The 24,484-nt window shown below is 60.7% G+C and carries 27 protein-coding genes; 11 read left to right on the top strand and 16 right to left on the bottom strand.

From position 1 onward, the window contains the following. Nucleotides 1-53: 53 nt before the first annotated feature. Complete coding sequence (locus DMZ65_RS05565; protein ID WP_198662631.1) at nucleotides 54-716, bottom strand: GntR family transcriptional regulator; 663 nt, start codon at nucleotides 714-716, stop codon at nucleotides 54-56. A gap of 162 nt (nucleotides 717-878) precedes the next feature. Here DMZ65_RS05565 and DMZ65_RS05560 point away from each other — a divergent pair, with 162 nt between their 5' ends. The 6 genes from DMZ65_RS05560 (at nucleotide 879) to DMZ65_RS05540 (ending at nucleotide 6,273) form a co-directional block, all read left to right on the top strand. After that, on the top strand, nucleotides 879-1,961 hold the full coding sequence (locus tag DMZ65_RS05560; protein WP_116597907.1) for a polyamine ABC transporter substrate-binding protein: 1,083 nt from the start codon (nucleotides 879-881) through the stop codon (nucleotides 1,959-1,961). 65 nt (nucleotides 1,962-2,026) lie between these two features. Then, nucleotides 2,027-3,151 carry an ABC transporter ATP-binding protein gene (locus DMZ65_RS05555; protein WP_116597906.1) on the top strand — a complete coding sequence of 375 codons (1,125 nt, stop codon included), beginning with the start codon at nucleotides 2,027-2,029 and terminating at the stop codon, nucleotides 3,149-3,151. A gap of 1 nt (nucleotide 3,152) precedes the next feature. Further along, on the top strand, nucleotides 3,153-4,043 hold the full coding sequence (locus DMZ65_RS05550) for an ABC transporter permease subunit (RefSeq protein ID WP_116597905.1): 891 nt from the start codon (nucleotides 3,153-3,155) through the stop codon (nucleotides 4,041-4,043). 82 nt (nucleotides 4,044-4,125) lie between these two features. Then, nucleotides 4,126-4,941: an ABC transporter permease gene (locus DMZ65_RS05545; RefSeq protein WP_116597904.1), complete on the top strand. Its 816-nt coding sequence runs from the start codon at nucleotides 4,126-4,128 to the stop codon at nucleotides 4,939-4,941. Beyond that, nucleotides 4,938-5,348, top strand: a complete 411-nt coding sequence (locus tag DMZ65_RS20005) for an NAD(P)/FAD-dependent oxidoreductase (RefSeq protein ID WP_269801537.1) — start codon at nucleotides 4,938-4,940, stop codon at nucleotides 5,346-5,348. The genes DMZ65_RS05545 and DMZ65_RS20005 overlap by 4 nt, the downstream gene beginning before the upstream one ends. Beyond that, nucleotides 5,239-6,273, top strand: coding sequence for an NAD(P)/FAD-dependent oxidoreductase (locus tag DMZ65_RS05540; RefSeq protein ID WP_269801536.1), 1,035 nt, complete (start codon nucleotides 5,239-5,241; stop codon nucleotides 6,271-6,273). Before DMZ65_RS20005 ends, DMZ65_RS05540 begins: the two co-directional genes overlap by 110 nt. Before the next feature lie 4 nt (nucleotides 6,274-6,277). On the opposite strand, the gene DMZ65_RS05535 is transcribed toward DMZ65_RS05540, so the two are convergent. From DMZ65_RS05535 to ilvD, 5 genes are all read right to left on the bottom strand, one after another. Further along, complete coding sequence (locus tag DMZ65_RS05535) at nucleotides 6,278-7,198, bottom strand: DMT family transporter (protein ID WP_116597903.1); 921 nt, start codon at nucleotides 7,196-7,198, stop codon at nucleotides 6,278-6,280. Nucleotides 7,199-7,276: 78 nt separating this feature from the next. Then, on the bottom strand, nucleotides 7,277-7,654 hold the full coding sequence (locus DMZ65_RS05530) for a hypothetical protein (protein WP_116597902.1): 378 nt from the start codon (nucleotides 7,652-7,654) through the stop codon (nucleotides 7,277-7,279). Between the two features lie 19 nt (nucleotides 7,655-7,673). After that, complete coding sequence (locus tag DMZ65_RS05525; RefSeq protein WP_116597901.1) at nucleotides 7,674-8,444, bottom strand: DUF6478 family protein; 771 nt, start codon at nucleotides 8,442-8,444, stop codon at nucleotides 7,674-7,676. Nucleotides 8,445-8,509: 65 nt separating this feature from the next. Further along, a complete protein-coding gene (locus DMZ65_RS05520) occupies nucleotides 8,510-9,343 on the bottom strand; it encodes a hypothetical protein (protein ID WP_157960567.1) in 834 nt (277 codons plus the stop codon). Further along, nucleotides 9,324-11,057, bottom strand: coding sequence for a dihydroxy-acid dehydratase (gene ilvD, locus DMZ65_RS05515; RefSeq protein WP_116597899.1), 1,734 nt, complete (start codon nucleotides 11,055-11,057; stop codon nucleotides 9,324-9,326). Before ilvD ends, DMZ65_RS05520 begins: the two co-directional genes overlap by 20 nt. Nucleotides 11,058-11,548: 491 nt before the next feature. On the opposite strand from ilvD, the gene accD reads away from it, so the two are divergent. Then, entirely contained in the window at nucleotides 11,549-12,472 is a 924-nt protein-coding gene (gene accD, locus DMZ65_RS05510; protein ID WP_116597898.1) for an acetyl-CoA carboxylase, carboxyltransferase subunit beta, read from the top strand. Then, nucleotides 12,469-13,734 carry a bifunctional folylpolyglutamate synthase/dihydrofolate synthase gene (locus tag DMZ65_RS05505; protein WP_116597897.1) on the top strand — a complete coding sequence of 422 codons (1,266 nt, stop codon included), beginning with the start codon at nucleotides 12,469-12,471 and terminating at the stop codon, nucleotides 13,732-13,734. The genes accD and DMZ65_RS05505 overlap by 4 nt, the downstream gene beginning before the upstream one ends. A 396-nt stretch (nucleotides 13,735-14,130) precedes the next feature. On the opposite strand, the gene zapE is transcribed toward DMZ65_RS05505, so the two are convergent. The 4 genes from zapE to mbfA all read right to left on the bottom strand — a co-directional run bounded on the left by zapE (nucleotide 14,131) and on the right by mbfA (nucleotide 17,935). Next, nucleotides 14,131-15,195: a cell division protein ZapE gene (gene zapE / locus DMZ65_RS05500; protein ID WP_116597896.1), complete on the bottom strand. Its 1,065-nt coding sequence runs from the start codon at nucleotides 15,193-15,195 to the stop codon at nucleotides 14,131-14,133. A 153-nt stretch (nucleotides 15,196-15,348) separates the two neighbouring features. Continuing rightward, nucleotides 15,349-15,795: a YaiI/YqxD family protein gene (locus DMZ65_RS05495; RefSeq protein ID WP_116597895.1), complete on the bottom strand. Its 447-nt coding sequence runs from the start codon at nucleotides 15,793-15,795 to the stop codon at nucleotides 15,349-15,351. 100 nt (nucleotides 15,796-15,895) lie between these two features. After that, a complete protein-coding gene (locus DMZ65_RS05490) occupies nucleotides 15,896-16,825 on the bottom strand; it encodes an AEC family transporter (protein ID WP_116597894.1) in 930 nt (309 codons plus the stop codon). A gap of 135 nt (nucleotides 16,826-16,960) precedes the next feature. Next, nucleotides 16,961-17,935, bottom strand: a complete 975-nt coding sequence (gene mbfA / locus DMZ65_RS05485) for an iron exporter MbfA (RefSeq protein ID WP_116597893.1) — start codon at nucleotides 17,933-17,935, stop codon at nucleotides 16,961-16,963. Between the two features lie 138 nt (nucleotides 17,936-18,073). Between mbfA and DMZ65_RS19420 the strand changes: the two genes are divergently transcribed. Together DMZ65_RS19420 and DMZ65_RS05480 are read left to right on the top strand one after the other, a co-directional pair. After that, complete coding sequence (locus DMZ65_RS19420) at nucleotides 18,074-18,226, top strand: hypothetical protein (protein ID WP_157960566.1); 153 nt, start codon at nucleotides 18,074-18,076, stop codon at nucleotides 18,224-18,226. 79 nt (nucleotides 18,227-18,305) lie between these two features. After that, nucleotides 18,306-18,920, top strand: coding sequence for a TetR/AcrR family transcriptional regulator (locus DMZ65_RS05480; RefSeq protein ID WP_116597892.1), 615 nt, complete (start codon nucleotides 18,306-18,308; stop codon nucleotides 18,918-18,920). Between the two features lie 27 nt (nucleotides 18,921-18,947). On the opposite strand, the gene DMZ65_RS05475 is transcribed toward DMZ65_RS05480, so the two are convergent. From DMZ65_RS05475 to DMZ65_RS05465, 3 genes are read right to left on the bottom strand one after another with little or no spacing between them, the layout of a single operon-like run. After that, nucleotides 18,948-19,661 carry an NYN domain-containing protein gene (locus DMZ65_RS05475; protein ID WP_116597891.1) on the bottom strand — a complete coding sequence of 238 codons (714 nt, stop codon included), beginning with the start codon at nucleotides 19,659-19,661 and terminating at the stop codon, nucleotides 18,948-18,950. Nucleotides 19,662-19,706: 45 nt separating this feature from the next. Further along, complete coding sequence (locus DMZ65_RS05470; protein ID WP_116597890.1) at nucleotides 19,707-20,198, bottom strand: GNAT family N-acetyltransferase; 492 nt, start codon at nucleotides 20,196-20,198, stop codon at nucleotides 19,707-19,709. Continuing rightward, nucleotides 20,195-20,959, bottom strand: a complete 765-nt coding sequence (locus DMZ65_RS05465) for a potassium channel family protein (protein WP_116597889.1) — start codon at nucleotides 20,957-20,959, stop codon at nucleotides 20,195-20,197. Before DMZ65_RS05465 ends, DMZ65_RS05470 begins: the two co-directional genes overlap by 4 nt. A gap of 359 nt (nucleotides 20,960-21,318) precedes the next feature. On the opposite strand from DMZ65_RS05465, the gene DMZ65_RS05460 reads away from it, so the two are divergent. Beyond that, nucleotides 21,319-21,657 carry a DUF2794 domain-containing protein gene (locus DMZ65_RS05460; protein WP_116598141.1) on the top strand — a complete coding sequence of 113 codons (339 nt, stop codon included), beginning with the start codon at nucleotides 21,319-21,321 and terminating at the stop codon, nucleotides 21,655-21,657. A 39-nt stretch (nucleotides 21,658-21,696) separates the two neighbouring features. Here the strand turns inward: DMZ65_RS05460 and DMZ65_RS05455 are convergent, their stop codons facing one another. The 3 genes from DMZ65_RS05455 to DMZ65_RS05445 all read right to left on the bottom strand — a co-directional run bounded on the left by DMZ65_RS05455 (nucleotide 21,697) and on the right by DMZ65_RS05445 (nucleotide 24,351). Then, nucleotides 21,697-22,566, bottom strand: coding sequence for a C40 family peptidase (locus DMZ65_RS05455; RefSeq protein WP_116597888.1), 870 nt, complete (start codon nucleotides 22,564-22,566; stop codon nucleotides 21,697-21,699). After that, entirely contained in the window at nucleotides 22,563-23,945 is a 1,383-nt protein-coding gene (locus tag DMZ65_RS05450) for a leucyl aminopeptidase family protein (RefSeq protein ID WP_116597887.1), read from the bottom strand. Before DMZ65_RS05450 ends, DMZ65_RS05455 begins: the two co-directional genes overlap by 4 nt. Nucleotides 23,946-24,012: 67 nt before the next feature. Continuing rightward, on the bottom strand, nucleotides 24,013-24,351 hold the full coding sequence (locus DMZ65_RS05445) for a hypothetical protein (RefSeq protein ID WP_116597886.1): 339 nt from the start codon (nucleotides 24,349-24,351) through the stop codon (nucleotides 24,013-24,015). Nucleotides 24,352-24,484 lie beyond the last annotated feature (133 nt).

The following is a 24,484-nucleotide window of genomic DNA, read 5'->3' as shown; positions in this document are numbered from 1 at the left end:
AGGAAAGGTTGGCTGGCCGTAAAATATGATCAAATTCTGCACTGTCAATCGAATCAAGCCTGCAAGGCGGCACGGACCTGGTTCATTCCCTGTTCGACATCGCGCTTGATCGCCCGTGCGGCGGAATCGGCATCGCCTGTTTTCAGCGCCTCGATCAGCTCTTTATGCCGGTCCGGCAGGTTGAGCGTGCCGAACTGTCCGCACACCACCCGCAGGGACGGGCCGAATCGCAGCCACAACCCATCCGCCAGCGACCGCAGGATCGGCGCGGCAGCCTGCGCGTAAAGCGCATCGTGAAAACGGTAATTCTGTTCCAGATAGCCGCGCACATCCCCCCCGGCGATTGCCCTGTCCAACTGCGCGTCAATCGCTTCAAGCTGGCGCACCGCCGCGGCATCCGCCCGCAATGCCGCACGTCTGGCGAGCTCTGGCTCCAACGCATTCCGGGCGGTCACAAGCTCTTCAATCGCAGCCGCATCCAGTTGCGGCACGATAACCCGGCGATTGTCCTGAAACACCAGCGCGCTTTCGGCGATCAGCCGCCGAATGGCCTCGCGGACCGGGGTGATCCCGGCATTCAAAGTCTCGGCGATGCCCTGAATGGTCACGGCCTCGCCCGGTGCCATCTCTCCGAACAGGACACGCGCGCGAAGCTCGCGATAGACAATTTCATGCGCGGGCAGCTTGCTCTGACACTGACTTGCATGATTGTTCATCACGACATCCCTCCTATGCGCAGTTTTCGGATCTTGGGCCGTACCTTGCGTTGATTTCCCCGCCATGGAAACATCCAGTTGTTGCCAGACGGTAGAAAACTTGATCAAATCGCTGCAGAGGATGCCAACAAAAGGCACCCCAGATCCAACAGGAGCAAATTCATGAAGACAGCGCTGCTGAGTTTCACCGCAACCCTCGCCCTGACCGCTGCGGCGCAGGCGCAAGAGGTGCGTGTCTACAACTGGTCCGACTATATCGACGAGGACCTTCTGACAAAATTTGAGGAAGAGACCGGGATCGACCTGATCTACGACGTATTCGACAGCAACGAGTTGCTGGAAACCAAGATGCTGTCCGGCGGATCGGGCTATGACGTTGTGGTGCCGACCGGCACATTCCTGCAACGCCAGATCGTGGCAGGCGCGTTTCAGAAGCTCGACAAATCCAAGCTGCCCAATCTTGAGAACATGTGGAGCGTGATCTCCGACAGGACCGCGAAATACGACCCCGGTAACGAATATTCGATCAACTACATGTGGGGCACCACAGGTATCGGCGTGAATGTCGCCAAGGTTCAGGAGGCACTGGGGCCCGATGCACCGATTGATTCCTGGGATCTGGTTTTCAAGCCGGAGAATATGGAAAAGCTGGCCGGATGCGGTGTGCATTTCCTTGACGCCCCGGCCGAGATGATTCCCGCCGCGCTGAAATTTATCGGCGAGGATCCCGACAGCCACGACCCCGACGTGATCGCCAAGGTAGAACCGATCTATGCCGCCGTGCGCCCCTATATCCAGAAATTCCATTCGTCCGAATACATCAATGCGCTGGCCAATGGCGACATCTGCGTGGCCGTGGGCTGGTCCGGTGACATCCTGCAATCGCGTGACCGTGCGGCCGAGGCCGAAAACGGGGTTGAGGTTGCGTTCAATGCGCCCAAGGAAGGCGCCCAGATGTGGTTTGACCAGATGGCGATCCCGGTGGATGCCCCCAATGTGGACGCGGCTCACACTTTCCTGAACTTCATCATGGATGCGCAGAACGCGGCGGCGGCGTCGAACTACGTTTATTACGCCAATGGCAATAAGGCGTCGCAAGAGTTTCTCAACGAGGATGTGATCGGCGATCCGGCGATCTATCCGTCCGAGGATGCGTTGAACAACCTGTTCACCACCACGCCCTTCGATCCGCGCGTGCAGCGGACGGTCACGCGGCTATGGACCAAGATCAAGTCGGGCACCTAGGCCTTTTTACGGCCCGCGCGTCTGTTGCGTGCGGGCCTTACCCTGACAATTTTCTGGACGAATGCATGAACCAGACGGTCTTTGCCCCTTGGAACGACCCCGAAGCGAAACCTTTGATTCAGTTCAAGCAGGTGACAAAGAAATTCGGGGAGTTTGTCGCGATCGACGCGCTGTCGCTGGATATTTTCGAACAGGAATTCTTTGCATTGCTGGGGCCATCCGGCTGCGGCAAGACCACGATGATGCGGATGCTGGCGGGGTTCGAATCGCCCAGTTCAGGCAGCATCCTTCTGGCGGGCAAGGACATCGCCCCGGTGCCGCCGAACAAGCGCGCGGTGAACATGATGTTCCAAAGCTACGCGCTGTTTCCGCATCTGTCGGTCTGGGACAATATCGCCTTCGGCCTGCGTCGCGGCGGCGGCTCGAAAGAGGAAATCGCCGCACGGGTCGAGGAAATGCTGCGGCTGACGCGCCTGACCAAGTTCGCCCGGCGCAAACCGCATCAGATTTCCGGCGGTCAAAGGCAGCGCGTGGCCCTTGCGCGTAGCCTTGCCAAGGCACCGAAACTGCTGCTGCTGGATGAACCTCTGGGCGCGCTGGACAAGAAACTGCGGCAGGACACCCAGTTCGAATTGATGGACATTCAGGAAAAGACCGGCACCACTTTCGTGATCGTCACCCATGATCAGGAAGAGGCGATGACCGTCGCCAGCCGCGTCGCGGTGATGGATGAAGGCAGGTTGATACAGGTTTCCACCCCGGATGTGATCTACGAGGCACCCAATTCCGTCTATGTCGCGGATTTCATCGGCGATGTGAACATCATCGAAGGTGCCGCCGCCCAAGAAGGCGATGCTGTCACGATCACTTGGGCAGAAGGCCAGCCACCGATCAACGCGCGCAGTACGCTCAGCCTGTCGCCGGGACAAAAGGTGCATTTCGCGATCCGACCCGAAAAGCTGACAATTTCTGCCGAGCGTCCTGATGATGCGGCCAATGCGATGACTGGCAAGGTGTTGGACATCGCCTATCTTGGTAACATCTCGACCTATCACGTCGAACTTCCCTCCGGGCAGGTTCTCAAGGCCCAATCTGCCAATACGCGCCGCATCGCCCGCCGGTCCTTCACATGGGAGGACACTGTTTGGCTAAGCTGGACCAACACGGCCGGCGTGGTGCTGGAGAAATGACATGCGGCGCCTGATCCTCATCGGTCTGCCCTATCTGTGGCTACTGGCGCTGTTTCTGGTGCCATTCCTGATCGTCCTGAAGATCTCGCTGTCCGATATTGCGCTGTCGATCCCGCCCTACACGCCGCAGCTTGACCTGTCCGAGGGGTGGGCGGGTTTTCGCGCCTTTTTGGCCGCGCTGGATTTCGAGAATTTCACCTTTCTGACGACGGATGATCTTTACTGGAAAGCCTATCTCAGTTCGTTTCAGATCGCGCTGCTATCGACGCTGATGACGCTGGCCACCGGTTTTCCCATTGCTTACGCGCTGGCCCGCGCGCCGCGAGAATGGCGCCCGACGCTGCTGATGCTGGTGATCCTGCCGTTCTGGACAAGCTTTCTGATCCGCGTCTACGCGTGGATGGGCATTCTGAACACCGAAGGATTGCTGAATCAGTTGCTTCTGGCGCTTGGTTTGATCTCGGAACCGTTGACCATCCTCAACACCAACACCGCCGTCTATATCGGCATCGTCTACACCTACCTGCCCTTTATGATCCTGCCGATCTATGCTGCGCTGGAAAAGCTGGACGACAGCCTGCTGGAAGCCGCCGAGGATCTTGGCTGTTCGCGCATTTCTGCCTTCTGGCTGGTGACCGTGCCACTGTCCAGGTCGGGCATCGTGGCCGGGTGTTTTCTGGTCTTCATTCCGGCTTTGGGCGAATTCGTGATCCCGTCGCTTCTGGGCGGGTCGCAGACGCTGATGATCGGCAAGGTGCTCTGGGAAGAGTTCTTTTCCAATCGCGACTGGCCGGTTGCCTCTGCCGTGGCGATCATCCTGCTGCTGATCCTGATCGTCCCCATCATCCTGTTCCAGCGCAACCAGCAGAAACAACGCGAGGCCGAAGGATGAGCGCGCAAACATCTTCACACGCCCGTCGGCAGAGGGTCTGTAACGCCACCTGGCTTCGTGCGTTCAGGCCGGAGGCGGACATATGAGACGGTTCACCTGGTTCAACGCCACATCGCTGACACTTGGCTTCGCGTTTTTATACCTTCCGATGGTCATTCTGGTGATCTACAGCTTCAACGCGTCAAAGCTCGTCACCGTCTGGGCCGGCTTCTCGACCCAATGGTATGGTGAATTGATCCGGAACGAGGCGTTTCTGGATGCCGCCTGGGTCACCCTGCGCGTGGCGTTTTTCAGTTCGACCTTGGCCGCGATCCTCGGGACATTGGCGGCCTATGTGCTTGTCCGCGCCAACCGCTTTCCGGGGCGGACATTGTTTTCGGGCATGATCTATGCGCCACTTGTCATGCCAGAGGTCATCACCGGTCTGTCGCTACTGTTACTGTTCATCGGTATCGGTCTGGACCGGGGCATTCTGACCATTGTGCTGGCCCATACCACGTTTTCAATGTGCTACGTCTCGGTCGTCGTGTCATCCAGGCTGGCAAGTTTTGACATTTCTCTTGAAGAGGCGGCGCTGGATCTGGGCTGTTCGCCGTTCGAGGCTTTCCGCCTTGTCACCCTGCCGATCATTGCGCCTGCGGTGATTTCCGGATGGCTTCTGGCCTTCACCCTATCGCTGGACGATCTGGTGATCGCGTCCTTTGCCGCCGGGCCGTCCTCTACCACCTTGCCGATCAAGATATTCTCGGCCGTGCGGCTTGGCGTCTCGCCCGAGATCAACGCACTGTCGACCATCATGATCGCCATTGTCACGGTCGGGGTGATTTCTGCCTCGCTGATCTCCAAACGCTCTGCCGTCCGGCAAGAGACAGAAACCCGCGCCGCCGAACGCATATGAGGCATATTTACGGAGCCTATGCCCTTTCTGACGAGCCGAACCGGCTGAACTTTTGGGCGCGTGACGTGCCCGAAACTGATCTGGCTGCCGCTTCGGCAAAGGGCAATATATCCACGGACGTGCTTGTTATCGGCGGCGGGTATACCGGGTTGAACGCGGCCCTGCATCTGGCCGAAGATGCCGTTTCTGTCTGCCTGATTGACGCGCGCCACCCCGGCTGGGGCGCATCGGGACGCAATGGCGGCTTTTGCTGCGCAGGTGGCACGCGTGCGCCCGACACTGTCCTGACGCGCCGTTTTGGCGAGGGCGGGCGCGGCGCAAGAGGTCCACGACGCAGAGCGCGCCGCCATCGACCATGTGGCCCGCCTGACGAGCCGTCTGGGCATCGATATCGACCGGCATTCTGATGGCGAAACGATCCTCGCCCATTCACGCACTGCCCAAAAACATCTGCGCACCCAGCAGCCGGAGTTGGACAACGCCTATTCGGCCAAAACGCAGTTGCATGACACGAACCAGTTGAAATCGCTCGGCATGGCGTCATCCCATCACGGCGGGCTGACCTTGCCGGTTGGCTTCGCGCTGCACCCGCGTAAATACCTGTCGGGCCTCGCGCAAGCGGCGACACCGGCAGGGGTGGCGCTCTACGGCAACAGCCCTGCACTTGGCGTCGCGCGGGATGGCAATGGCATTGTCGTGACCACGCCCAAGGCCCGCATCAAGGCGGACAGGCTGATCGTGGCCACCAATGGCTACACGACCGAGGATCTGATCCCCTGGCTGCGGGGGCGCACCCTGCCCGCGCAAAGCTCTGTCATCGCCACGGAACCGATGGACGCGAAGACGCTGGCCGCGCAGGGATGGACAAGCCATCAGATGGCGTATGAGGACCGGCGGCTGCTGCATTATTTCCACCTGACGCCGGATAACCGCATGGTCTTTGGCATGCGCGGCGGTCTGGTCAGCTCCGCCGCCAATGAAACACGCATTCGCGCCCGCGTTCGTGCGGATTTCGAAAGGGTCTTTCCGGCCTGGGCGCATGTTCCGACACCTTTTTACTGGTCAGGGATGGTCTGCCTGACAGCCTCTTTGACACCATATTGCGGCGAGATCCCGGATATGCCCGGCGCTTTCACGGCGTTCGGCTATCACGGCAACGGGGTGGCCATGGGCAGCTATTGCGGCACGCTCCTTGCCGATCTGGCACAGGGCAAGCCACCCCGTCACCTGCGCCCACGCGCTTTTGCGGCACCGCCTCCGCGTTTCCCGCTGGGCCGTTACCGGCGGGGCTTTCTGGCGGCAGAATATGCCTGGGCGCGGCTGACCGACTAAACCCTCAGCCCTGCGGTGTCAGGCTTCGGCGGGCCTTGCCGCGTTCCAGCCCCAACTGCCGTTCCCGCCAGATGATCAGCGCGCCTGCGGACATCACGATGGCCACGCCGATCATCATGATGCCGGTCGGCACTTCACCAAACAGCACATAGCCGAAAATCAACGCGAAGAGCATCGAGGCATAGTCGAAAGGCGCCAGCACCGATGCTTCGGCAAATCGGTAAGAGGATGTCAGGAAGATCTGGCCGACCCCGCCGATCAGCCCCGCGCTGATCAGCATCCACAACACCGGGGTCGACGGCATCACCCAGCCGAACGGAATGGTGAACAGCGAAAGCACTGTCGCGGTCAGCGAGAAATAGAACACAACGGCAGAGGTCTGTTCAGACTGCACCATGCGGCGAATATGGATCTGGGCCACCGACCGCAATGCGGCACCCGTCAGCACCAGAACCACGCCCAGGGTCGCGGCCATTTCCATATCCTTTGGCGAGATCGACAACCGCGGCCAGAGGATCACCAACACCCCCACCAAGCCGACCCCAACCGCCGTCAGGCGAAAGGCGCGCACCCGTTCGCCCAGCAAGACCGCCGCAAGCAGCACCGTCATCAGGGGCGAGGCAAAACCGATCGCTGTAACCTCCGGCAATGGCAGCAGGCCCAGCGCCGCGAATCCGCAGCCCATCGCCGAAGTGCCGATGATCCCGCGCCAGAAATGCGCCGCCGGGTTTTGGGTGCGCAGACCTGTCGAAAGCTCCTTGCGGGCGGCAAGCCAGATCACAATGATCGGCAGGGCAAAGAAGGACCGGAAGAACACCGCCTGAAAGCTGGGCACTTCGGCCGAGCTTGCCTTGATCAGCGAGGCCATGGCCATGAACAGAAAAAGCGCAAACAGCTTCAGCGCCATGCCACGAGCGGGAGACATTCAAACCTCGGGAAAGTTCAGTATCCGGCGACATTGGACCCGAGCGCCCGAAAGGTCAATCGCGCTGACGCCAAAGCGTCAGCCTGTGCCCAGGCAATGCCGCCGGAAGGCGCGTTTGAGCATGTCCAGCTCTTCGCGCAGAAGCTGCATCTCGGCGTGCAGATCGTCTGCCAGCACCTCGCCTGCAACAATGGCGAAGCTGTCCAGCAAATCGCCCGAGGCGGCATCGGTTATCAGGAACACCTGCGCGCCATCGCCCAGCGCATTTGCCGGGACCGGGACCGTCAGATCCCAATGCCTGCCATCAGGGTCGTCCGTCACCGTTACATCCGCAAGCGGCCGCCCCTGATGCGTAACCTCTATCTTCGGCGCGGGTGAATCGGCGCGCTTGCGGGTCACGATCCCCTCCCACACACCCTCGACAAAGCGCCGCTTGGCAATGTGATAGTCGCTCATGCTCTGTATGGCCTTTTCATTAGAGTTCCGCCCGTGGTCTGCGGCTGAACGTCAGGTCCCTCAAAATGACCTGGTTCATAGCTGGCTCTTCGAAGATCAGGTCAAGCCATAGACGCTCTACGCGCCTTTCGTTCAGGTTTGAATAGGCCAGATCAAACTCGACAAGGGCCGCCTTGTCCGTCAACGGCAGTTCCATGACCAGCTGTTCGACATTGGGCCCGTGTTTTATGTTCAGGCGCGCAAAGATGCGGAGCGGGCTTTCCAGTTCGACGATCGCCTCCATGCGCAGCAGGTGACGCCGCCGGAGGTCTTTCACCGCACTGTCCGGCAGATCAATCGCAAGCGACAGGTAGCTGCCGTCAAAACCGAACACATCCATTTGCAGGCCAAATGGGGCTAGGTCGGCCACGCGGGTATTGCGCAACTGGCGCAGCGTCAGTTCCGACCGGGTACAATCGTGAAAGACCTTCACCTCTTCGCCCAGCAGCGCGTTCGACGCGACGCAGGACAGGCCGGGATTTCGCAGCGGGCCGCGCCACAGCTCTGGCCGATAGGCCCAATCGGTATCGTTTGGTTTGGGAAAACGCGTAGAGCCGATCCGCGGCAATGCCAGCCGACTATCGGCAGCCTGAATAAGTTTGTCGAGGTGATGGCGTAGGCGGCGCGCATGCTGACGCTGCACCCGCAATTCTGTCAGATCCGTCGCATCCGCGCGCCGGGCGGCACGCGCCCACCGACGCAACGCAGCGCGATTGGTCAGCCGGTCGAGAAATCGGTTTTGCTCTGCCATGCCATCCCTCTTACCGCACATCACGACGCGTGACCAAACCGCCAAAGCCGGCCGCTGCGAGACCGTTAACGCAAGGCATCGCCTTTGAACAAACTGCCGATTGCCGCACCAAGTCCCTGCTGCCTCGGCGGTGATCCCGCGCCGGCCTCGGCAGCCGCTTTGCCCGCTTCGTCGGCACCCCGAAGCATCGCCGTACGGCGCGGCGCGGTTGCCGCGTTGGCAGCATCGGTTCCGACGGGCAGCGCTTCTTGTTGCGCCGTGTCGTCCACATCCGGACTGGCGGAACGAATGGCCCGTGCTGTGGCCTGTAGAAACGCTCCGCCGTTGGCAGACGCCATTTCGCTGCCCTTCGGCGCATAAAGTGCAAGGCCGACCTGTCGTCCCGCGACCAGAAAAGCGCCCCGCCAATACCGCTGATCGCCATTCGGCAACACGCCGGTTCCGCCTTTGGCGAGTTGCACCACAGAAACACCATTCCGCGCGCCACTTCGCAACAAACCACCCCCGGCACTGGCGGCAATCTGCTCTGGTGAGGGGAGCTGCGCGCCCGGATCCTTACCGCCGACCGTCACGGTGACAACCACCGGAGGCACGAGCGCACCTGACGTATCGCCGGTCAGAATCTGACAGCTTGCGATGACCGCAAAGGCTCGCGTGCGCTGGCTTTCGACAGTTTCCAGATCAATGCAATAATCGTCAGGGGCTCTCAGGACGACCTCGCCACCGACAACAGATAAGGTCGTGATCGGTTTGGCGTCAACCGAACCGCTTCCGCGCGCTGACGCCAGCAAGCCGCGCTGACCATTTGGCCCCGCTTCACATCCGGCCAACAACGACACGATTGCGCCCAGCAGAAATGCCGGGCGCATCATCATGCGATCATAGATCCATGTAGGCATGCTTTTCAGCCTTGCCGCCCGGATGGGTGACAGCGCCCTTGTAGATTTCACCGACCAGCTGTGAATATTTCCACAGCGCACCAGAGGCATAGATCGTCTCGCGCGGGCCTTTCCAGTTGGCCTTGCGCTCTGCCAGCTCTTCATCGGTCAGTGCGACGTCGATTGTGCCCTCGATTGCGTTCAGCGTGATCACGTCGCCGTCTTGCAGCAATGCAATCGGCCCGCCATGCGCGGCCTCCGGGCCAACATGCCCGACACAGAAACCGCGTGTCGCGCCAGAGAAACGGCCATCGGTGATCAGTGCCACCTTCTTGCCCATCCCTTGCCCCGACAGCGCCGCCGTGGTCGCCAGCATCTCGCGCATCCCCGGACCGCCTGCGGGGCCTTCGTTGCGGATCACGAACACGTCGCCTTCTTTGTAGCCACGGCTTTGCACGGCCTCGAACGCATCCTGTTCGCATTCGAACACCCGCGCCGGGCCGGTGAACAGCTGATGCTGCGCTTCCATGCCCGCGACTTTCACAATCGCACCTTCGGGGGCAAGGTTGCCCTTCAGCCCGACAACACCGCCGGTTTTCGTCAAAGGCGTTTCAATCGGATAGATCACACGGCCATCGGCCTCACGCGTGATCTTGTCCAGCGCCTCGCCCATCGAACAGCCATCGGCGGTGATGCAATCCTCGTGCAGCAGGCCCGCCTTGCGCAGCTCTTTCATCACGACCGGGACGCCACCAACCTCATAGAGGTCCTTGGCCACAAACTGCCCGCCCGGTTTCAGATCGACGAAATACGGCGTGTCGCGGAAAATATCGCAAACATCATCAAGGTAGAAATCAATTCCCGCCTCATGCGCCATGGCTGGCAGGTGAAGTCCGGCATTTGTCGACCCACCCGTGCAGGCCACGACACGCGCGGCGTTTTCCAGCGATTTGCGCGTCACGATATCGCGCGCCCGGATGTTCTTTTCGATCAGGTTCATCACCGCAACGCCGGACGCCTCGGCATAGGCATCGCGCGACTCGTAAGGTGCAGGCGCACCGGACGAGTTCATCAGCGCAAGGCCGATCGCCTCGGACACGCAAGCCATGGTGTTGGCGGTAAACTGACCACCACAGGCCCCCGCCGAAGGACAAGCCACCGCTTCGAGCTTTTCCAACTCGCATGTGGTCATATTGCCGGCTTGATGCTGGCCCACAGCCTCGAACACGTCCTGAACCGTCACATCCTTGCCGTTCAGACGGCCCGGCAGGATCGACCCACCATACAGGAACACAGACGGCACGTTCAGACGAATCATCGCCATCATCATGCCCGGCAAGGATTTGTCGCAGCCCGCCAACCCGACAAGGGCGTCATAGCAATGGCCGCGCATCGTCAGTTCAACCGTATCGGCAATCGCTTCACGCGACGCCAGCGAGGACCGCATGCCTTCATGGCCCATTGCAATCCCGTCAGTCACGGTGATCGTTGTGAACTCTCGCGGGGTGCCGCTGCCCGATTTGACCCCCATCTTGACCGACTGCGCCTGACGGTTCAGCGCGATGTTGCACGGGGCGGCCTCGTTCCAGCAGGTCGCAACGCCAACAAGCGGTTGATGAATTTCCTCTTCGGTCATTCCCATCGCATAGTAATAGGACCGATGCGGCGCGCGCGCCGCACCTTCGGTGACATGACGGCTTGGCAACTTGGTTTTGTCGAACTGGCGCTTGAGCATGGCGCTGGCCTCCCTTGATAAATGCGTTGCAGACGGAATACCCAACGCGTTGTGCCTTCACAAGGATCTTCCTATTTGTTGCGCGCGCCGAGCGCTGCGATCAGCAGGCCGAAGTCCGCGCCGTCGAGTTTGGCCTTCTGGGATGGCCTTTACCTGACCTTTGCGATCCCATTGCCACAAGCCCGAATTGGACGGCGATCCTTCTCACACGATGTTTCAAATGATTGGAACGTCACAAAATAAACCTTTGACAGAAGTCTACAATAAGAATACAACCCTAGGTATAGTCTCGTCACAACAGACATAGGCTTCCCCTCGCCGATAGTCCGGCGATCTGCGCCGGTGCCCCTCACTCCCCGGCCAGGCGCAACACCACTCCGGACAAGGCGCGCGCTTCGCACTCCCAGCGCGCGCCTGATCGGAACGGGCGGATTGCAATTCCCTTCGCCGACGACTATTTCACGGTGCACACAGGCTTCGGGAAATTGCAGATGAACTGGATCACGAACTACGTCCGACCGCGCATAAACTCTATCTTTTCGCGTCGTGAAATCCCCGAGAACCTGTGGACGAAATGCGACGAATGCGGGACCATGCTGTTTCACCGCGAATTGTCGGACAATCTGAACGTCTGCACAAATTGCAACCACCATATGGCAATTTCACCGCGCACGCGCTTTGAGGCGCTGTTTGACGCGGGCATCTTCACCGAGATTGCCGTGCCTGATCCTATCCCCGATCCGCTGCAATTTCGGGACCAGAAACGCTATCCCGACCGGATGAAGGCGGCGCAGAAAGCCACCGGCGAAAAAGAGGCGATGCTGGTTGTCGAAGGCGACATCGGACGCACGCCGATCGTCGCCGCAGCGCAGGACTTTCGCTTCATGGGCGGATCGATGGGCATGTATGTCGGCAACGCCATTATCGCCGCCGCCGAACGCGCGGTCGCGCTGAACCGGCCGCTGGTCCTGTTTTCCGCAGCGGGTGGCGCGCGCATGCAAGAAGGGATCCTGTCCCTGATGCAGATGCCCCGCACCACCGTCGCCGTGCAGATGCTGAAAGAGGCCGGGCTGCCCTATATCGTCGTGCTGACCCACCCGACAACCGGCGGCGTGACCGCATCCTACGCCATGCTGGGCGACGTCCACATAGCCGAGCCCAATGCGCTGATCGGCTTTGCCGGGGCGCGGGTCATCGAACAGACAATTCGTGAAAAACTGCCCGACGGCTTTCAGCGCGCGGAATACCTGCTGGAACACGGGATGCTTGACCGCGTCACCAACCGCACAAAGATGCGCGAAGAGCTGATCACAATCACCCGGATGCTGATGGGCCTGCCGCCTGCCGTCATGGGCGACCTGCCAGCGCCAGACGGCACGACGCCCCCTGAAACCGAAGCGGTTGACGCAAAATGACCGCCGGTTCTGACGTCATCCTTGACCGGATGATGGCGCTGCACCCGAAAATCATCGACCTGACACTTGATCGTGTCTGGCGATTGTTGGACGCGCTTGGCAATCCTCAGGACGCGCTGCCGCCTGTGATCCACATCGCGGGCACCAATGGCAAAGGGTCCACTCAGGCGATGATCCGCGCCGGGCTGGAGGCATCGGGCCACAGGGTTCACGCCTATACTTCGCCGCATCTGGCACGGTTCCACGAACGCATCCGCCTGGCGGGCACGCTGATTTCCGAAACCGCCCTGACGGCATATCTTGACGAATGCTACGCCGCCAATAATGGCGAAAGCATCACCTATTTCGAGATCACCACCTGCGCCGCCCTGCTGGCGATGGCGCGGACGCCGGCTGATTACACGCTGCTTGAGGTCGGGCTGGGCGGCAGATTGGATGCGACCAATGTCGTCGCCTCCCCGGCGCTGACGGTCATCACACCGGTGTCCATGGATCACGAAGGTTTTCTGGGCGACACGCTGCCAAAGATCGCCGCCGAGAAGGCCGGCATCCTGAAGCGGCACGCGCCTTGCATCGTGGGTCCGCAGCCCGAAGCCGCGATGGAGGTCATCGAAGCGACCGCCGCCCGTCTGGGCGCGCCTGTATTGGCCCACGGCCAGCATTGGCACGCCTACCCGGAACATGGCCGCATGGTTTACCAGGACGAGACCGGCCTGCTGGATCTGCCTCTGCCCAATCTGCCTGGCGCGCATCAGATCGAAAACGCGGGCGCGGCGCTCGCTGCTCTGCGACAGCTTGGCACCGGCGACGCCGAGGCCGCAGTCACGGCCGCCAACTGGCCCGCCCGCATGCAACGCCTGCGCAAGGGCCTGCTGGTATCGTCTGCTCCACAGATCGAGTTGTGGCTGGATGGCGGGCACAACCCCGCCGCGGGCGAGGCATTGGCGGCGCATCTGCGCAGCCTGCCCGAGCGGCCGACACATCTGATCTGCGGCATGCTGAACACCAAGGATGTCATCGGCTATCTGCACCCTCTCGCGCGCGTCGCAGATAGCCTGACCGCCGTATCGATCCCCGGCGAGGCCAACACGCTGCCTGCCGAGACCACAGCCGAAATTGCGCACACAGCCGGGTTCACTACGTCAAGCGCGGGCAGTGTGTCAGAGGCCCTGCATGCCATCGCCGCGCGCGACCCTCGGGCCCGGGTTCTGATCTGCGGCTCGCTCTACCTTGCGGGGCATGTCCTGCGCGAGAACGGCTGACTGCTCGCCTCCCCCAAAATGGCGAATCACAAGATGTTGACTGATTCGCAAAACTACGCCTATAAATAGATCCAAGAGACCGGTGCAAAACACACAGCCCGGCTCTTGGAAGCTAGATGAATGATCGACCGGCGCAACACCGTGTCTGACCTGTTGCGGTCGGGCACGCAGGCAGGATTTTTCCGACTGATCCGCGGGCCACGCCCGACATACCGCGCTGCGCCTGGTGCGAACAGTTTGCGCAAGGACCGCGTAACGATCTGAACGGGCCGCGCGTCTGGACCGAACAAAAAAGGCAAGAACCAACGATAACAAGAGCAGATCTTGGGGGCCCTTCGGGGCCCCACTTTTTGCCGCCAGTCGTGACCAGAACAAGGGTTCAGGCGGCGGCTGAAATCAACCGGCCTGCCCCCAGCCGTCGGATTGCATTTCGCGCAACCGGCTTGCCGTGCGCTCGAACTCGAAAGTGCCCTCACCTTCGACATACAGCATTTCCGGCTCTGCGGCGGCGCTGGCAATCAAGCGCACTTTTGCCTCGTAAAGCGCATCTATCAGGGTGACGAAGCGTTTCGCCTCGTTGAAATTCTGTCGTGAAAGACGCGGAATATCCTCGACAATCAGGACCCGCACCGCGTCGGCAATCGCCAGATAATCCGCCGGACCCAGCATATGTCCGCAAAGCTGGTAGAACGAAACCCTCGCGACACCGTTGTGATACCGTGGCAATTCGATCCGGCGGCCTTTGACAACAATCTCCAGCTCTTCAGAGCGACCACCTGTCAGATCCTGCCAGATTGTTTCAATCTCTTGCCTCGCGGCCGCATCCGGTGGGGTGAAGTACACTTTTGATCCGCTCAACCGATCCTGCCGGTAATCCGTGTCCGAGCGCAATTCATGCACCACCATCCGGTCATTCAAGAGCTTTATGAACGGCAGGAAAAGCTGGCGGTTCAAGCCATCCTTGTAAAGGTCATTCGGCACCCGGTTTGATGTCGTCACGACCACGACGCCGGCCTGAAACAGCATTTCGAACAGCCGGCCAACCAGCATCGCATCGGTAATATCGGTGATCTGCATTTCGTCAAAAGCCAGCACTTTGACGCTGTCGGCCACGGATTGTGCAACGGGCTTTAGTGCGTCTTCGACACCGTCTTGACGAGCCTTGTGCAGTGCCGTGTGAATTTCCTGCATGAAAGCGTGAAAATGCACCCGCCGAACGGGAATATCGTCCAGCGCCTCGACAAACAGGTCCATGAGCATCGATTTGCCACGCCCGACGCCCCCCCAAAGATAAAGACCCTTTGGCGGCTCAGGTGCCCGCCGGAACAACCCGCGCTTCGGCGCATTCTCAAGTCTGTTCTGAATGCGTTCAAATTCCGCAAGGACAGAGCGCTGAGAGGCATCCTCTGTCAGCTCACCATCCGCGACGCGGCGTTCGTATATCGTGCTCACACTGGCCATGGTTCGGCATAGCGCGCCTGCGCACGGATGTGTAGATGCTTTAAATGTCAGAGGGCTGCGTCGGCGCAGAGGCCCCGGCTCAGGGCCGGGGCGGGCGGCGCGCGCCGCCAAGGCATTTGCAAACCCTCTGAGCGTTGGCTTGTGATCTCAGGGTCAGGATTTGACGGCGCGCAGCTCCCGCTCCAGCGCATTCAGAAAGCGGGACCGGTCGGCCTTGCTGAACCCTTTGCCGCCACCCTGCCGGAACGGATCGGCGGCTCTGAGATCCGTCATCAAATCGCGCATGGCAAGCTGTGCGCCGATATTTGCCTCGGTCAGCGCATCGCCATTATGGCGCAATACACGCGCGCCGTTGGCCACACATTTGGCGGCCAGTGGTATGTCGCCCGTCACCACCACATCACCTTTGCCCGCCCGGTCGGCGATCCACATATCTGCAATATCGGGGCCTTCGGGGACCACGACGAGTTCGACCAGCGGATTGGCGGGCGGGCGCAGACCACCGTTGCAGACCAGCTTCATCGCAACGCGGTGACGGCTGGCGACTTGTTCCGCCTCGGCCTTGACCGGGCAGGCATCTGCATCAACGTAGACCGTCACGCGCGCACCATCTATAATTTGGACCGAGTTCCACGGCAGCCTTCCAGTTGTCCAATATCACCAAGGGCTAGACCGGATCGCACCGCAAGGGCAAGCACCATCAGGCCACCGTCACCCAGGCAATCACGGCCGAGACTGTCAGGATGCTCGCCGCCGTCGATATCAGGATCGCGGCGGATACGCGCTGCGGTGCCACCCCGTAATGCTGCGCAAGGATAAAGACATTGCCCGCCACCGGCAGCGACGCGGCACTGATCACGACGGCAGCTTTATACGGCTCCACCGGGAACAGAAACAGCGCGCCAATGGCCACAAAGGCCGGATGCAGGATCAGTTTGCAGAAGCTGATCCAGACCGCGATGCTCAGCCTTTCAGCAGATTTCGTGGCCAGTGAAGCGCCGATCGCAAACAGGGCACCCGGCGTCGCGGCCGCCCCCAGAATAGTCAGGAAATCGTTGACGGGTGCGGGCAGCGCGACGCCGGTAGAGGACCATCCCAGCCCCAGAACCATCGACACGATCATCGGGTTTTTCAGCAATCCCAGCCCGACGGTCCGCAAGATGCCCAACGACATCCGCCCATCGCGCGACCCGGTTATCAGGATCACGATCAGGGAGGAGAACACGATCAGGTCAATCGACAACACCAGGATGATCGGGCCGACCGCGTCCTGGCCCAGCAACACAGCCAACATCGGCACGCCCAGAAACCCGGTATTTCCGATGCATGCGCATTGTGCCTCTACCGCAGTTGTCTGAACGTCCTGCCCGCGCAGGAACCCCACGACGGAGGCGATGCCATAGACAAAGGCCGTGCCCCAAAGATAGGCCGCCGCAAGCCGCGCGTCGTAGATCTCGGCCAATGATAGATTGGCCGAAAACCGGAACAGCATCGCCGACAGGGCAAAGTAGAAAACAAACTTTGTCAGATACGCTGTCGCCTCGGCGGAAAAAAACTTCATCCGGCCGGCACCATAACCCAATGCAATCAGTGCAAAGAAAGGGAGCGTTCTGAAGAAGATCTCGACCATTTGGATTTGGTAGCACGCTCCCCGGCGCCGTCAATCGGTGATTGGCGCGGGGCGCGACACCCTGCGCCTTGCGCCCGGCACCTTTGGGGTCGGTACAAATCCGGCGGTTGGCCGGAAATCGGACGATGACGCGCCTTAGCCGCTGCCGATCAGCACACCGGCGGCAAACACCAACGCCCCGCCCAGCACCACCTGAAATGCAGCGCGAAAGAACGGCGTTTGCATATAGCGGTTCTGGATCCAGGCGATGGCCCAAAGCTCTACAAAAACGATGATGATGGCGATGGTCGTCGCGGTCCAGAAGGAAGGAATGAGATAGGGCAACGCGTGGCCCAAGCCGCCCAGCGTTGTCATCACCCCTGACGCCACGCCGCGTTTTATCGGTGATCCGCGCCCCGACAATTCTCCATCGTCCGAGGCCGCTTCGGTAAAGCCCATCGAGATCCCTGCCCCCACAGACGCCGCAAGCCCGACAAGGAACGTGGTCCAGGTGTCATGGGTCGCAAAGGCAACCGCGAAGATCGGCGCAAGCGTCGAGACAGAGCCATCCATCAGCCCCGCAAGGCCCGGCTGCACCCAGGTCAGAATGAATTTTCGATGCGCGCCACGATCCTCTTCGGCGCGGGCATCATCATTCAGATGTTGTTCCACCAGCCGATCGGCCGCGTGCTGGTGTCCGGCTTCGGCCGCGGCAAGATCGCCCAGCAACTTGCGGGTCTCGGCATCGGTGCTGCGCTTTGCGGCGGTAAGGTAGAATTGTTCCGCGTCTGCTTCCATCGCGGCGGCTTCATCACGGATCCGGTCCAGGCCAAGGTTCTCGATCAGCCAGACCGGACGGCGCGCGTAATAACCCGCGACATGTTCGCGACGGATCAAGGGAATGACGTCGCCAAACCGTTTCCGATGCAACGCAATCAAAGACGCGCGATGGCCGTCCTCCTCGACGGCCATACCGTCGAAGACCTTGGCCGAATCCGGAAAATCCGCGCGCAGCCGCTCTGCATAGCTTCGATAAATCCGCGCATCATCCTCTTCCGACGAAATGGCAAGCGCCAGCACTTCCTGCTCGCTCAGGTCTTTGAAATGTCGCCTCTGAGTGAAATACCGCATCACTGACTCCGCTTAGAATGGTTCTAATGTAACTTCTTCTCAGAAGGCCGCAAGCCCAAAACGCAAACGAAACCGTTTGCCACACTTCTTGTGAGCTGAACCACCTTGTTTAGATGACAGACCTGAAAGGCCGTTCCGATGATCCGCGCGACATTTCTGCTGACAGGGCGTCTGACATTGCCGGTTGTCGCGCAGGCATCGCGGGTGCCCGTCGATCCACCAGTGGCGGCTTTGCCCCAAGACGACAAGCCCGACGCACCCGGTGCCGACAGGGTGTCTGACGACGTTTGACGCAGTGTGCAAGTGACGCCGTCTCTTGCCTGAACTGAACTGTCCGGTCTATAGTCCAGACGATCACGGGAGATTGGGAATGAATACGCAAACTTCGATCCGCAAGGGTCGGAAATTCGATCAAGTGCTCGAAGGTGCGCGCACGGTTTTCATGGCTGACGGGTTCGAAGGCGCAAGCGTCGACGACATCGCCCGTGCGGCCGGGGTGTCGAAGGCGACGCTTTACAGCTATTTCCCGGACAAACGGCTGCTGTTCATGGAGGTGGCCACGACCGAATGCTGTCGGCAATCGGATCAGGCCCCCCAGGACATCGACATGTCCGGGCCACCGCAGCTTGTTCTGGACCGGGTCGGGCGCACCTTCCTGCGCTTCATCACGTCAAAATTCGGTCAGCAGATCTTTCGGCTTTGCGTGGCGGAAGGCGACCGGTTTCCCGATCTGGCCCACGCATTCTACGAATCCGGCCCCATGACGATGCAGCGCATGATTACCGATTATTTTCGTCAAGCCATCGCACGCGGCGAATTGCGGATTGACGACCTGGACCTCGCCGCCAGTCAGTTTGCAGAGCTTTGCAAGGCCGATCTGTGGACACAGCTTGTGTTTGGCATCGCGCAGGAACATTCGGATGCGGATATTGACCGGGTAATCACCGGGGCCGTGGACACGTTCATGGCGCGCTACGGCACCTGAAACAGCGCCGCTTTTGCACCCGCTGCGCTAGTCCAGTCGCCGCACCATGATCTGATTGCCCGCCCCGCGCTTGGTCTCGAACACTTTCAGATCGGCCACAAGGTCGCTGAGTTTGCGTTTGCCATATGTTCGGGTGTCAAAATCGGGATTGGAGGCGACGATGAACTGCCCAAGCTGACCCAGCGTGTACCAATCATCCTCCTGCTCAATCGAATCCATCGCTGTTGCGATCAGACGGCGCGCCTCGTCCAACTTGCCGGAACTTGCGCGCGGCGCATTTTCAGCGCGCGCCTCGTTGCCGCCAAGGTTCTCGACAAAGATGAACCTTTTGCAGGCCTTGCGAAACGCTTCGGGCGTCTTGGCCTGACCAATCCCGAACACATCCAGCCCCTGTTCGCGGATACGGCTGGCCAGCCGGGTAAAATCGCTGTCCGAGGACACCAGCACAAACCCGTCGAACCGGCCTGAATGCAGCAGGTCCATCGCGTCAATAACCAGCGCGATGTCGCTGGCATTCTTGCCGACGGTATTGGCGGGCTGGTGATGCGGCACCATGCCGAATTCCGACTGGACCTTGGACCAGCCATTCATTTGCGGGCTGGAAAAATCACCATAGCAGCGCCGCACACTTGCCTCCCCCAGCGCTGCGATCTCTTCAAAGATCGCCTTGGCATGTTTCGGGGACGTGTTGTCGCCGTCGATCAGCACCGCAAGAAGCGGGGTTTGGGCCTTGTCTGCCACGGAGGGCTCCTTGTGAATGGGAAACGCTAATTTGCCCCTAGCCTGTCACAGATGACGGTACATCACCAGCGCATCGACAAACCCGTCATCCGGATGGCGAAAAGCCCCCGGCAACCGGCCCACCACGGCGAACCCCGCGCGCTGCCAGATGTCGATGGCGCGGGTGTTGCTGGCCACGACAAAGTTGAACTGCATCGCGGCAAAACCCACCGTAGCGGCCCGGTCCAGCGCATGTTCCAGCATCCTACGCGCCACGCCGCGGCCCTGTGCCTCGCGTGACGTGACGAAACCGCAATTGCAGACATGCGCGCCACCGCCCTGCTGGTTGGCTTTCAGATAGTAGCTGCCCAGTGGCACGCCGTCTTCCTCGACGATCCATGCTTCGCGCCCAATGCCCGTCCAATAGGCCAGTGCATCCCGGCGCGAGATCTGCGGGTCGATCGCATAGGTATCGCCCGCCCGGAACACTGGTTTCAGCATTGCCCAAAGCACGCCTGCATCGGCAGGTTCGGCCACCCGAAAAACAAGATCGCTCATTTCATACCTTCGGTCTCTATCCGCACCGGTTCGCCGCAATGTTTGCAATGCACCGCATCCGCATCATGCAGCAACAGCCCGCAAACCTTGCAGGGCTGGCGCACCTTTCTGGGCCGAAACAGGACTTGGGCAAGCCGCAGGAACAATGTAACGCCGCAGATCATCACCACGACCGAGATCAGCCGCCCCCACGTCCCGTTCAGAGTAATATCCCCGAACCCGGTCGTGGTCAGCGCCGTCACGGTGAAATACATCGCATCGGCATAATTTCCGATCTGCGAATTGCTTCGATATTGCGTGGCATAGACCAGACCCGTCATCACGAACAGGAATACCCCCAGATTTATCGCCGCGACCAGAAGCTCTTCGTTCTGCCGAAACAGACGAAAATCCTGCCGGAGCCGTCTGAGCAATTGGTAAGTGTGCAACAGCCGCAAGGTACGCAGGATACGAAGGAAGCCAAGGCCTTCTCCGGCAAGCGGGGCCAGAAAAGAGACAATCGCCACAATATCCGCCAAGGTCACGGGCAGAATCAGAAATTTCAAACGCCGGTCTGCCAGCGTCAGTCTGGCGATGAAATCCGCCAGGAAGACGACCCCAAAGACCGTGTCGATGACCTCGACCACCCCGCCATGGTCGCCAAAAGACGTTGTTATCACATAGGCGACTGTAAAAAGATCGAACGCCAACAGGGCATAACGGAAGGTATGGGCGCGATCACTCTCGCCTTCGTACAGATCTCGCAACCAGGACTTGACCATCCCGCCTCCTCGCAAATGCATCCGGCGCGCCGGTCCGCGACTGGATCAAGCCACCTGCCCCCGCCAACAGGCCGTCCGAGCGGTATCCTTTGTCAGCCCCGTTTCGACGGCCTGTCCCCCACATTGTGCGATCATGGCCTTGGTTGCAACGCGCCTTGGGGTGGATGCCGTCAGACCATTCATGGGCGGCCAAACACACTGCGCTTGGGTCCGGTTGGTCCAGTTGCCACGCAGCGCCAATCAGGAATCGAGCATCGGCGAAGCCGATACCGCTGGATTACGGCATTGTTTTCTGAAGGGTGGTCAAATCCGTGCTCAAAACGCTTGCTTTGCCGGGCGCGCAGGGCAACTGTCGGGGCATGAACAGTCTCACGCCATTTCCGGGCAATCAGGCCTCGGCTCAGATATCCTTTCACCGCACGGAGCTGGGGGTGATCCTGTCGCTTTACGGCCGCATGGTCGCCGCCGGAGAATGGCGCGACTACGGCATTTCCAGCCTTCGTGACGTGGCGGTTTTTTCGGTCTTTCGCCGCACCGCGGAACACCCGCTATACCGGATCGAGAAACGCCCGAAACTGCGCAATCGACAGGGCCAGTATGCGGTGATCGGCATGGACGGGCAGATCCTGAAGCGGGGCCACGACCTGCGCGCCGTGCTGCGGGTGCTGGAGCGTAAGCTCATTCGTTCGGTAGACTGACCGCGACCGATCCGCCCACGATGCAGGCGAATGCCGCTGTCAGATGTTCTGAGAAAGCCTGGCGTGCCGGGTGACCGGCCCCTCGCCCTGTGCTTCGATACGGGCAATCGCATCGGTCAGTGGCTCGAATGCCACGGCCATGTGATGCGCATTTGCATGCAGGATCGTCTGAGGATCAGCCACCCAGGCGACATGCCCTTTCCAGAACAACAGATCCCCACGCCGGTAACTGTCATAGGCTTCACCTTCGCCCAGTTCCGCCGCCTGCATGTCGCTGTCACCGGGGCAGGCGATGCCGCAAGCCAAAAGGCTCATCTGCACAAGTCCGGAACAATCTATCCCGAAAGCGGAATTGCCGCCCCACAGATAGGGCGTGCCCAGAAACAGTTCGGCCACGCCAACCGGGTCGTCGGGAAGCATATCGACGGGCTGAAGATGCGCGGTTGGCACAAAGACGCGCCGACCCTCCGGATAGTTCGGGCCGCGCAAGGCGATTTCCGACCAACGTCCGTCTTGTCCGGTGACGCTCAGCAAGCTGCCGAACGAAATATCCATGATCGGTTCGAACGCCTTGAAATCGGGGGTCGCCTTGGCATGGCTGCGCGCCGCGCTGACGTAATGCGTGGGCGTCCACGGGGGCGCTGCCAGCGCGCTGCTTGCGACATATCCGACATGCCCGTCCCGTTGCAGGCTGACGAAGGCCATGCCGTCAAGCTCCTCCAACACAAGAACCGCCTCGCCCAGCAATACCTGTCTGTCGCGCCCCCCGTCGGCCGCGCTCAGCAAATCCAGTCGGGGGATGCAGACCTGACGCCACTCGCCCTCGGTAAAGCGTTCTGCCGTAACCTGCCCTTGCAGCGACACATGCGCCACGCGAGCGTTGCACATCAGGCGGCGGCGGTCTGTCATAGGTCCAGCATTTCCGGCAGCGCATCCAGAATGGCGCGCGCGCCCTGCATGGCACCGCCTTTGGGCCGGGCAGGCGCGGCACTGGGGTTCCAGCCGTAAATGTCAAAATGAACGTAAGGCGCGGCGTCGACAAAGCGGCGCAGGAACAGGGCGGCGGTAATCGACCCTGCCTGCCCGCCAGATGGCGCATTGTCCAGATCGGCGATGCCCGGTTCGATCATCGGCTCATAGGCGTCCCAGAATGGCAGTTCCCAAACCGGATCCGCAGTCGTCTTGCCAGAGGTTCGCAAGGCATTCGCAAGTCCCGGCCGGGTTGAATAAAACGGCGCCAGATCCGGCCCCACCGCCACTCGGGCAGCCCCGGTCAGCGTCGCCATGCTGATAATCAGTTCAGGCGCGCCCTCATCCGCAAGCGCCAGCGCATCGGCCAGCACCAGCCGGCCCTCTGCATCGGTATTGTTGATCTCGACAGTCAGCCCCTTGCGGCTGGTCAGGATGTCCTGCGGGCGAAACGCTTTCCCGTCGATTGCGTTTTCCACAGCCGGGATCAGCACCCGCAGCCGCAGGGGCAGATCCAGCGCCATGATCATCCGGGCCAGTCCCAGCACATTCGCAGCCCCGCCCATGTCTTTCTTCATCAGCCCCATCGAGGCACCGGGTTTGAGGTTCAGCCCCCCGGTGTCAAAGCAAACCCCCTTGCCAACCAGAACCAACTGTGGGCCGCTTTGTCCCCAAGAGAAATCAATCAGCCGGGGCGCTTGCGACGCCGCGCGACCAACGGCGTGGATCATTGGAAAGTTCTGCTCCAGCAAAGCCTCGCCTACGGTGACATCGCACTGCGCGCCGAACTCCTCGGCCAATCCACGCGCCGCGGCTTCCAGATCTTCCGGCCCCATATCGGCAGCGGGTGTGTTGATCAGATCGCGGGTAAACGCCTCGGCAGCGGCCAGAACCTCTACCCGTCTTGCATCGACACCGTCCGGGGCAATCAGCCGTGCCTTGGCGGGGGTCTGCGCCTTGTAACGGTCGAAAACATATCCGGCGAGCAACCATCCCAGCGCTTCTTCCTCGGCGTGATCGTCGGGCAGTCCCGCTACGATCCGGTAGGTGGCATTGCCAAGCGCAGCTACTGACGCGGCCAGCGCATACCGTCCCCGCTGCCGCTGCGCCTGCGTGCCATACCCGGCCAAGGCCGCCACCGGCGCGCCGTCCGGACCGGGGATCACAAGCGCCTGCCCGATCGCTCCGGCAAAGCTGCTGGCCTCCACCCAGGCGCGGGTCCTCGCGTCCTGCGTCTCGATCCAAACAGGCAATTCCCCCGGCTCCAACAAGGTAAGGGGCAACGCCTTGGCGCTATGGTCAGCGAAACTCGGCTTCATGGGTCGGACCTTTCCTGATGCGGCGGTTTGGCGACAAAGTACCTGCGCACACCCCGCCTGCAAGGGGTCAGATCGAAATATCCCGAAGATCCCAGATTGCGGTCATGGATCGCTCTCCCACCCGCAAAAACCGGTTCAGCACCGCAGACAAGGCGACATGATCGCCATCATCAATGCAGTGCGTCACGTCCCTTGCGGTATTTGACAGCCCGCTCAGCCCGATCTGGTCCGCAATCGACACCAGAGACCGCGCATTCTTGCGCAGATCTTCAAACTCCCCATCGTCAAATTGCCGAACTGCCTTGTTCATCCGCAACGCAATCTCTTCCATCGCCCGGCAGACCACATCTTCGGCCCCCGAAACACCAAGCTGCGAATACAGCCCGTCCAATTGTTCCGATTCCATCCGAACTGGCTCGGAATATGCAAGCAAAGTCACCCGTTCCACAAAATCACCCTTCCAACTTAAACCCCCACGGCACGCGCAGCTTGCCTTGGAGGCGTTCTCAAAAGGTTGAGGCGAAAGTCATTTTCCTCTC

Origin of the sequence: Primorskyibacter marinus (assembly GCF_003313245.1) — a bacterium.
Classification (GTDB): Bacteria; Pseudomonadota; Alphaproteobacteria; order Rhodobacterales; family Rhodobacteraceae; genus Primorskyibacter; species Primorskyibacter marinus.
Note: the sequence above shows the minus strand (reverse complement) of the source record. Positions and strands in the feature narration are given on the sequence as shown.

Excerpts from the sequence above, each read along its gene's own strand:
- DMZ65_RS05545 (WP_116597904.1), top strand. The coding sequence starts at position 4,126 with ATGAGACGGTTCACCTGGTTCAACGCCACATCGCTGACACTTGGCTTC.
- zapE (WP_116597896.1), bottom strand. The coding sequence starts at position 15,195 with ATGGCCAGTGTGAGCACGATATACGAACGCCGCGTCGCGGATGGTGAG.
- accD (WP_116597898.1), top strand. The coding sequence starts at position 11,549 with ATGAACTGGATCACGAACTACGTCCGACCGCGCATAAACTCTATCTTT.
- DMZ65_RS05550 (WP_116597905.1), top strand. The coding sequence starts at position 3,153 with ATGCGGCGCCTGATCCTCATCGGTCTGCCCTATCTGTGGCTACTGGCG.
- DMZ65_RS05445 (WP_116597886.1), bottom strand. The coding sequence starts at position 24,351 with ATGGAATCGGAACAATTGGACGGGCTGTATTCGCAGCTTGGTGTTTCG.
- mbfA (WP_116597893.1), bottom strand. The coding sequence starts at position 17,935 with ATGCGGTATTTCACTCAGAGGCGACATTTCAAAGACCTGAGCGAGCAG.
- DMZ65_RS19420 (WP_157960566.1), top strand. The coding sequence starts at position 18,074 with ATGATCCGCGCGACATTTCTGCTGACAGGGCGTCTGACATTGCCGGTT.
- DMZ65_RS05455 (WP_116597888.1), bottom strand. The coding sequence starts at position 22,566 with ATGACAGACCGCCGCCGCCTGATGTGCAACGCTCGCGTGGCGCATGTG.
- DMZ65_RS05560 (WP_116597907.1), top strand. The coding sequence starts at position 879 with ATGAAGACAGCGCTGCTGAGTTTCACCGCAACCCTCGCCCTGACCGCT.
- DMZ65_RS05490 (WP_116597894.1), bottom strand. The coding sequence starts at position 16,825 with ATGGTCGAGATCTTCTTCAGAACGCTCCCTTTCTTTGCACTGATTGCA.
- DMZ65_RS20005 (WP_269801537.1), top strand. The coding sequence starts at position 4,938 with ATGAGGCATATTTACGGAGCCTATGCCCTTTCTGACGAGCCGAACCGG.
- DMZ65_RS05530 (WP_116597902.1), bottom strand. The coding sequence starts at position 7,654 with ATGAGCGACTATCACATTGCCAAGCGGCGCTTTGTCGAGGGTGTGTGG.
- DMZ65_RS05480 (WP_116597892.1), top strand. The coding sequence starts at position 18,306 with ATGAATACGCAAACTTCGATCCGCAAGGGTCGGAAATTCGATCAAGTG.
- DMZ65_RS05505 (WP_116597897.1), top strand. The coding sequence starts at position 12,469 with ATGACCGCCGGTTCTGACGTCATCCTTGACCGGATGATGGCGCTGCAC.
- DMZ65_RS05465 (WP_116597889.1), bottom strand. The coding sequence starts at position 20,959 with ATGGTCAAGTCCTGGTTGCGAGATCTGTACGAAGGCGAGAGTGATCGC.
- DMZ65_RS05520 (WP_157960567.1), bottom strand. The coding sequence starts at position 9,343 with ATGCCTACATGGATCTATGATCGCATGATGATGCGCCCGGCATTTCTG.
- DMZ65_RS05470 (WP_116597890.1), bottom strand. The coding sequence starts at position 20,198 with ATGAGCGATCTTGTTTTTCGGGTGGCCGAACCTGCCGATGCAGGCGTG.
- DMZ65_RS05555 (WP_116597906.1), top strand. The coding sequence starts at position 2,027 with ATGAACCAGACGGTCTTTGCCCCTTGGAACGACCCCGAAGCGAAACCT.
- DMZ65_RS05460 (WP_116598141.1), top strand. The coding sequence starts at position 21,319 with ATGAACAGTCTCACGCCATTTCCGGGCAATCAGGCCTCGGCTCAGATA.
- DMZ65_RS05525 (WP_116597901.1), bottom strand. The coding sequence starts at position 8,444 with ATGGCAGAGCAAAACCGATTTCTCGACCGGCTGACCAATCGCGCTGCG.
- ilvD (WP_116597899.1), bottom strand. The coding sequence starts at position 11,057 with ATGCTCAAGCGCCAGTTCGACAAAACCAAGTTGCCAAGCCGTCATGTC.
- DMZ65_RS05535 (WP_116597903.1), bottom strand. The coding sequence starts at position 7,198 with ATGTCTCCCGCTCGTGGCATGGCGCTGAAGCTGTTTGCGCTTTTTCTG.
- DMZ65_RS05450 (WP_116597887.1), bottom strand. The coding sequence starts at position 23,945 with ATGAAGCCGAGTTTCGCTGACCATAGCGCCAAGGCGTTGCCCCTTACC.
- DMZ65_RS05565 (WP_198662631.1), bottom strand. The coding sequence starts at position 716 with ATGAACAATCATGCAAGTCAGTGTCAGAGCAAGCTGCCCGCGCATGAA.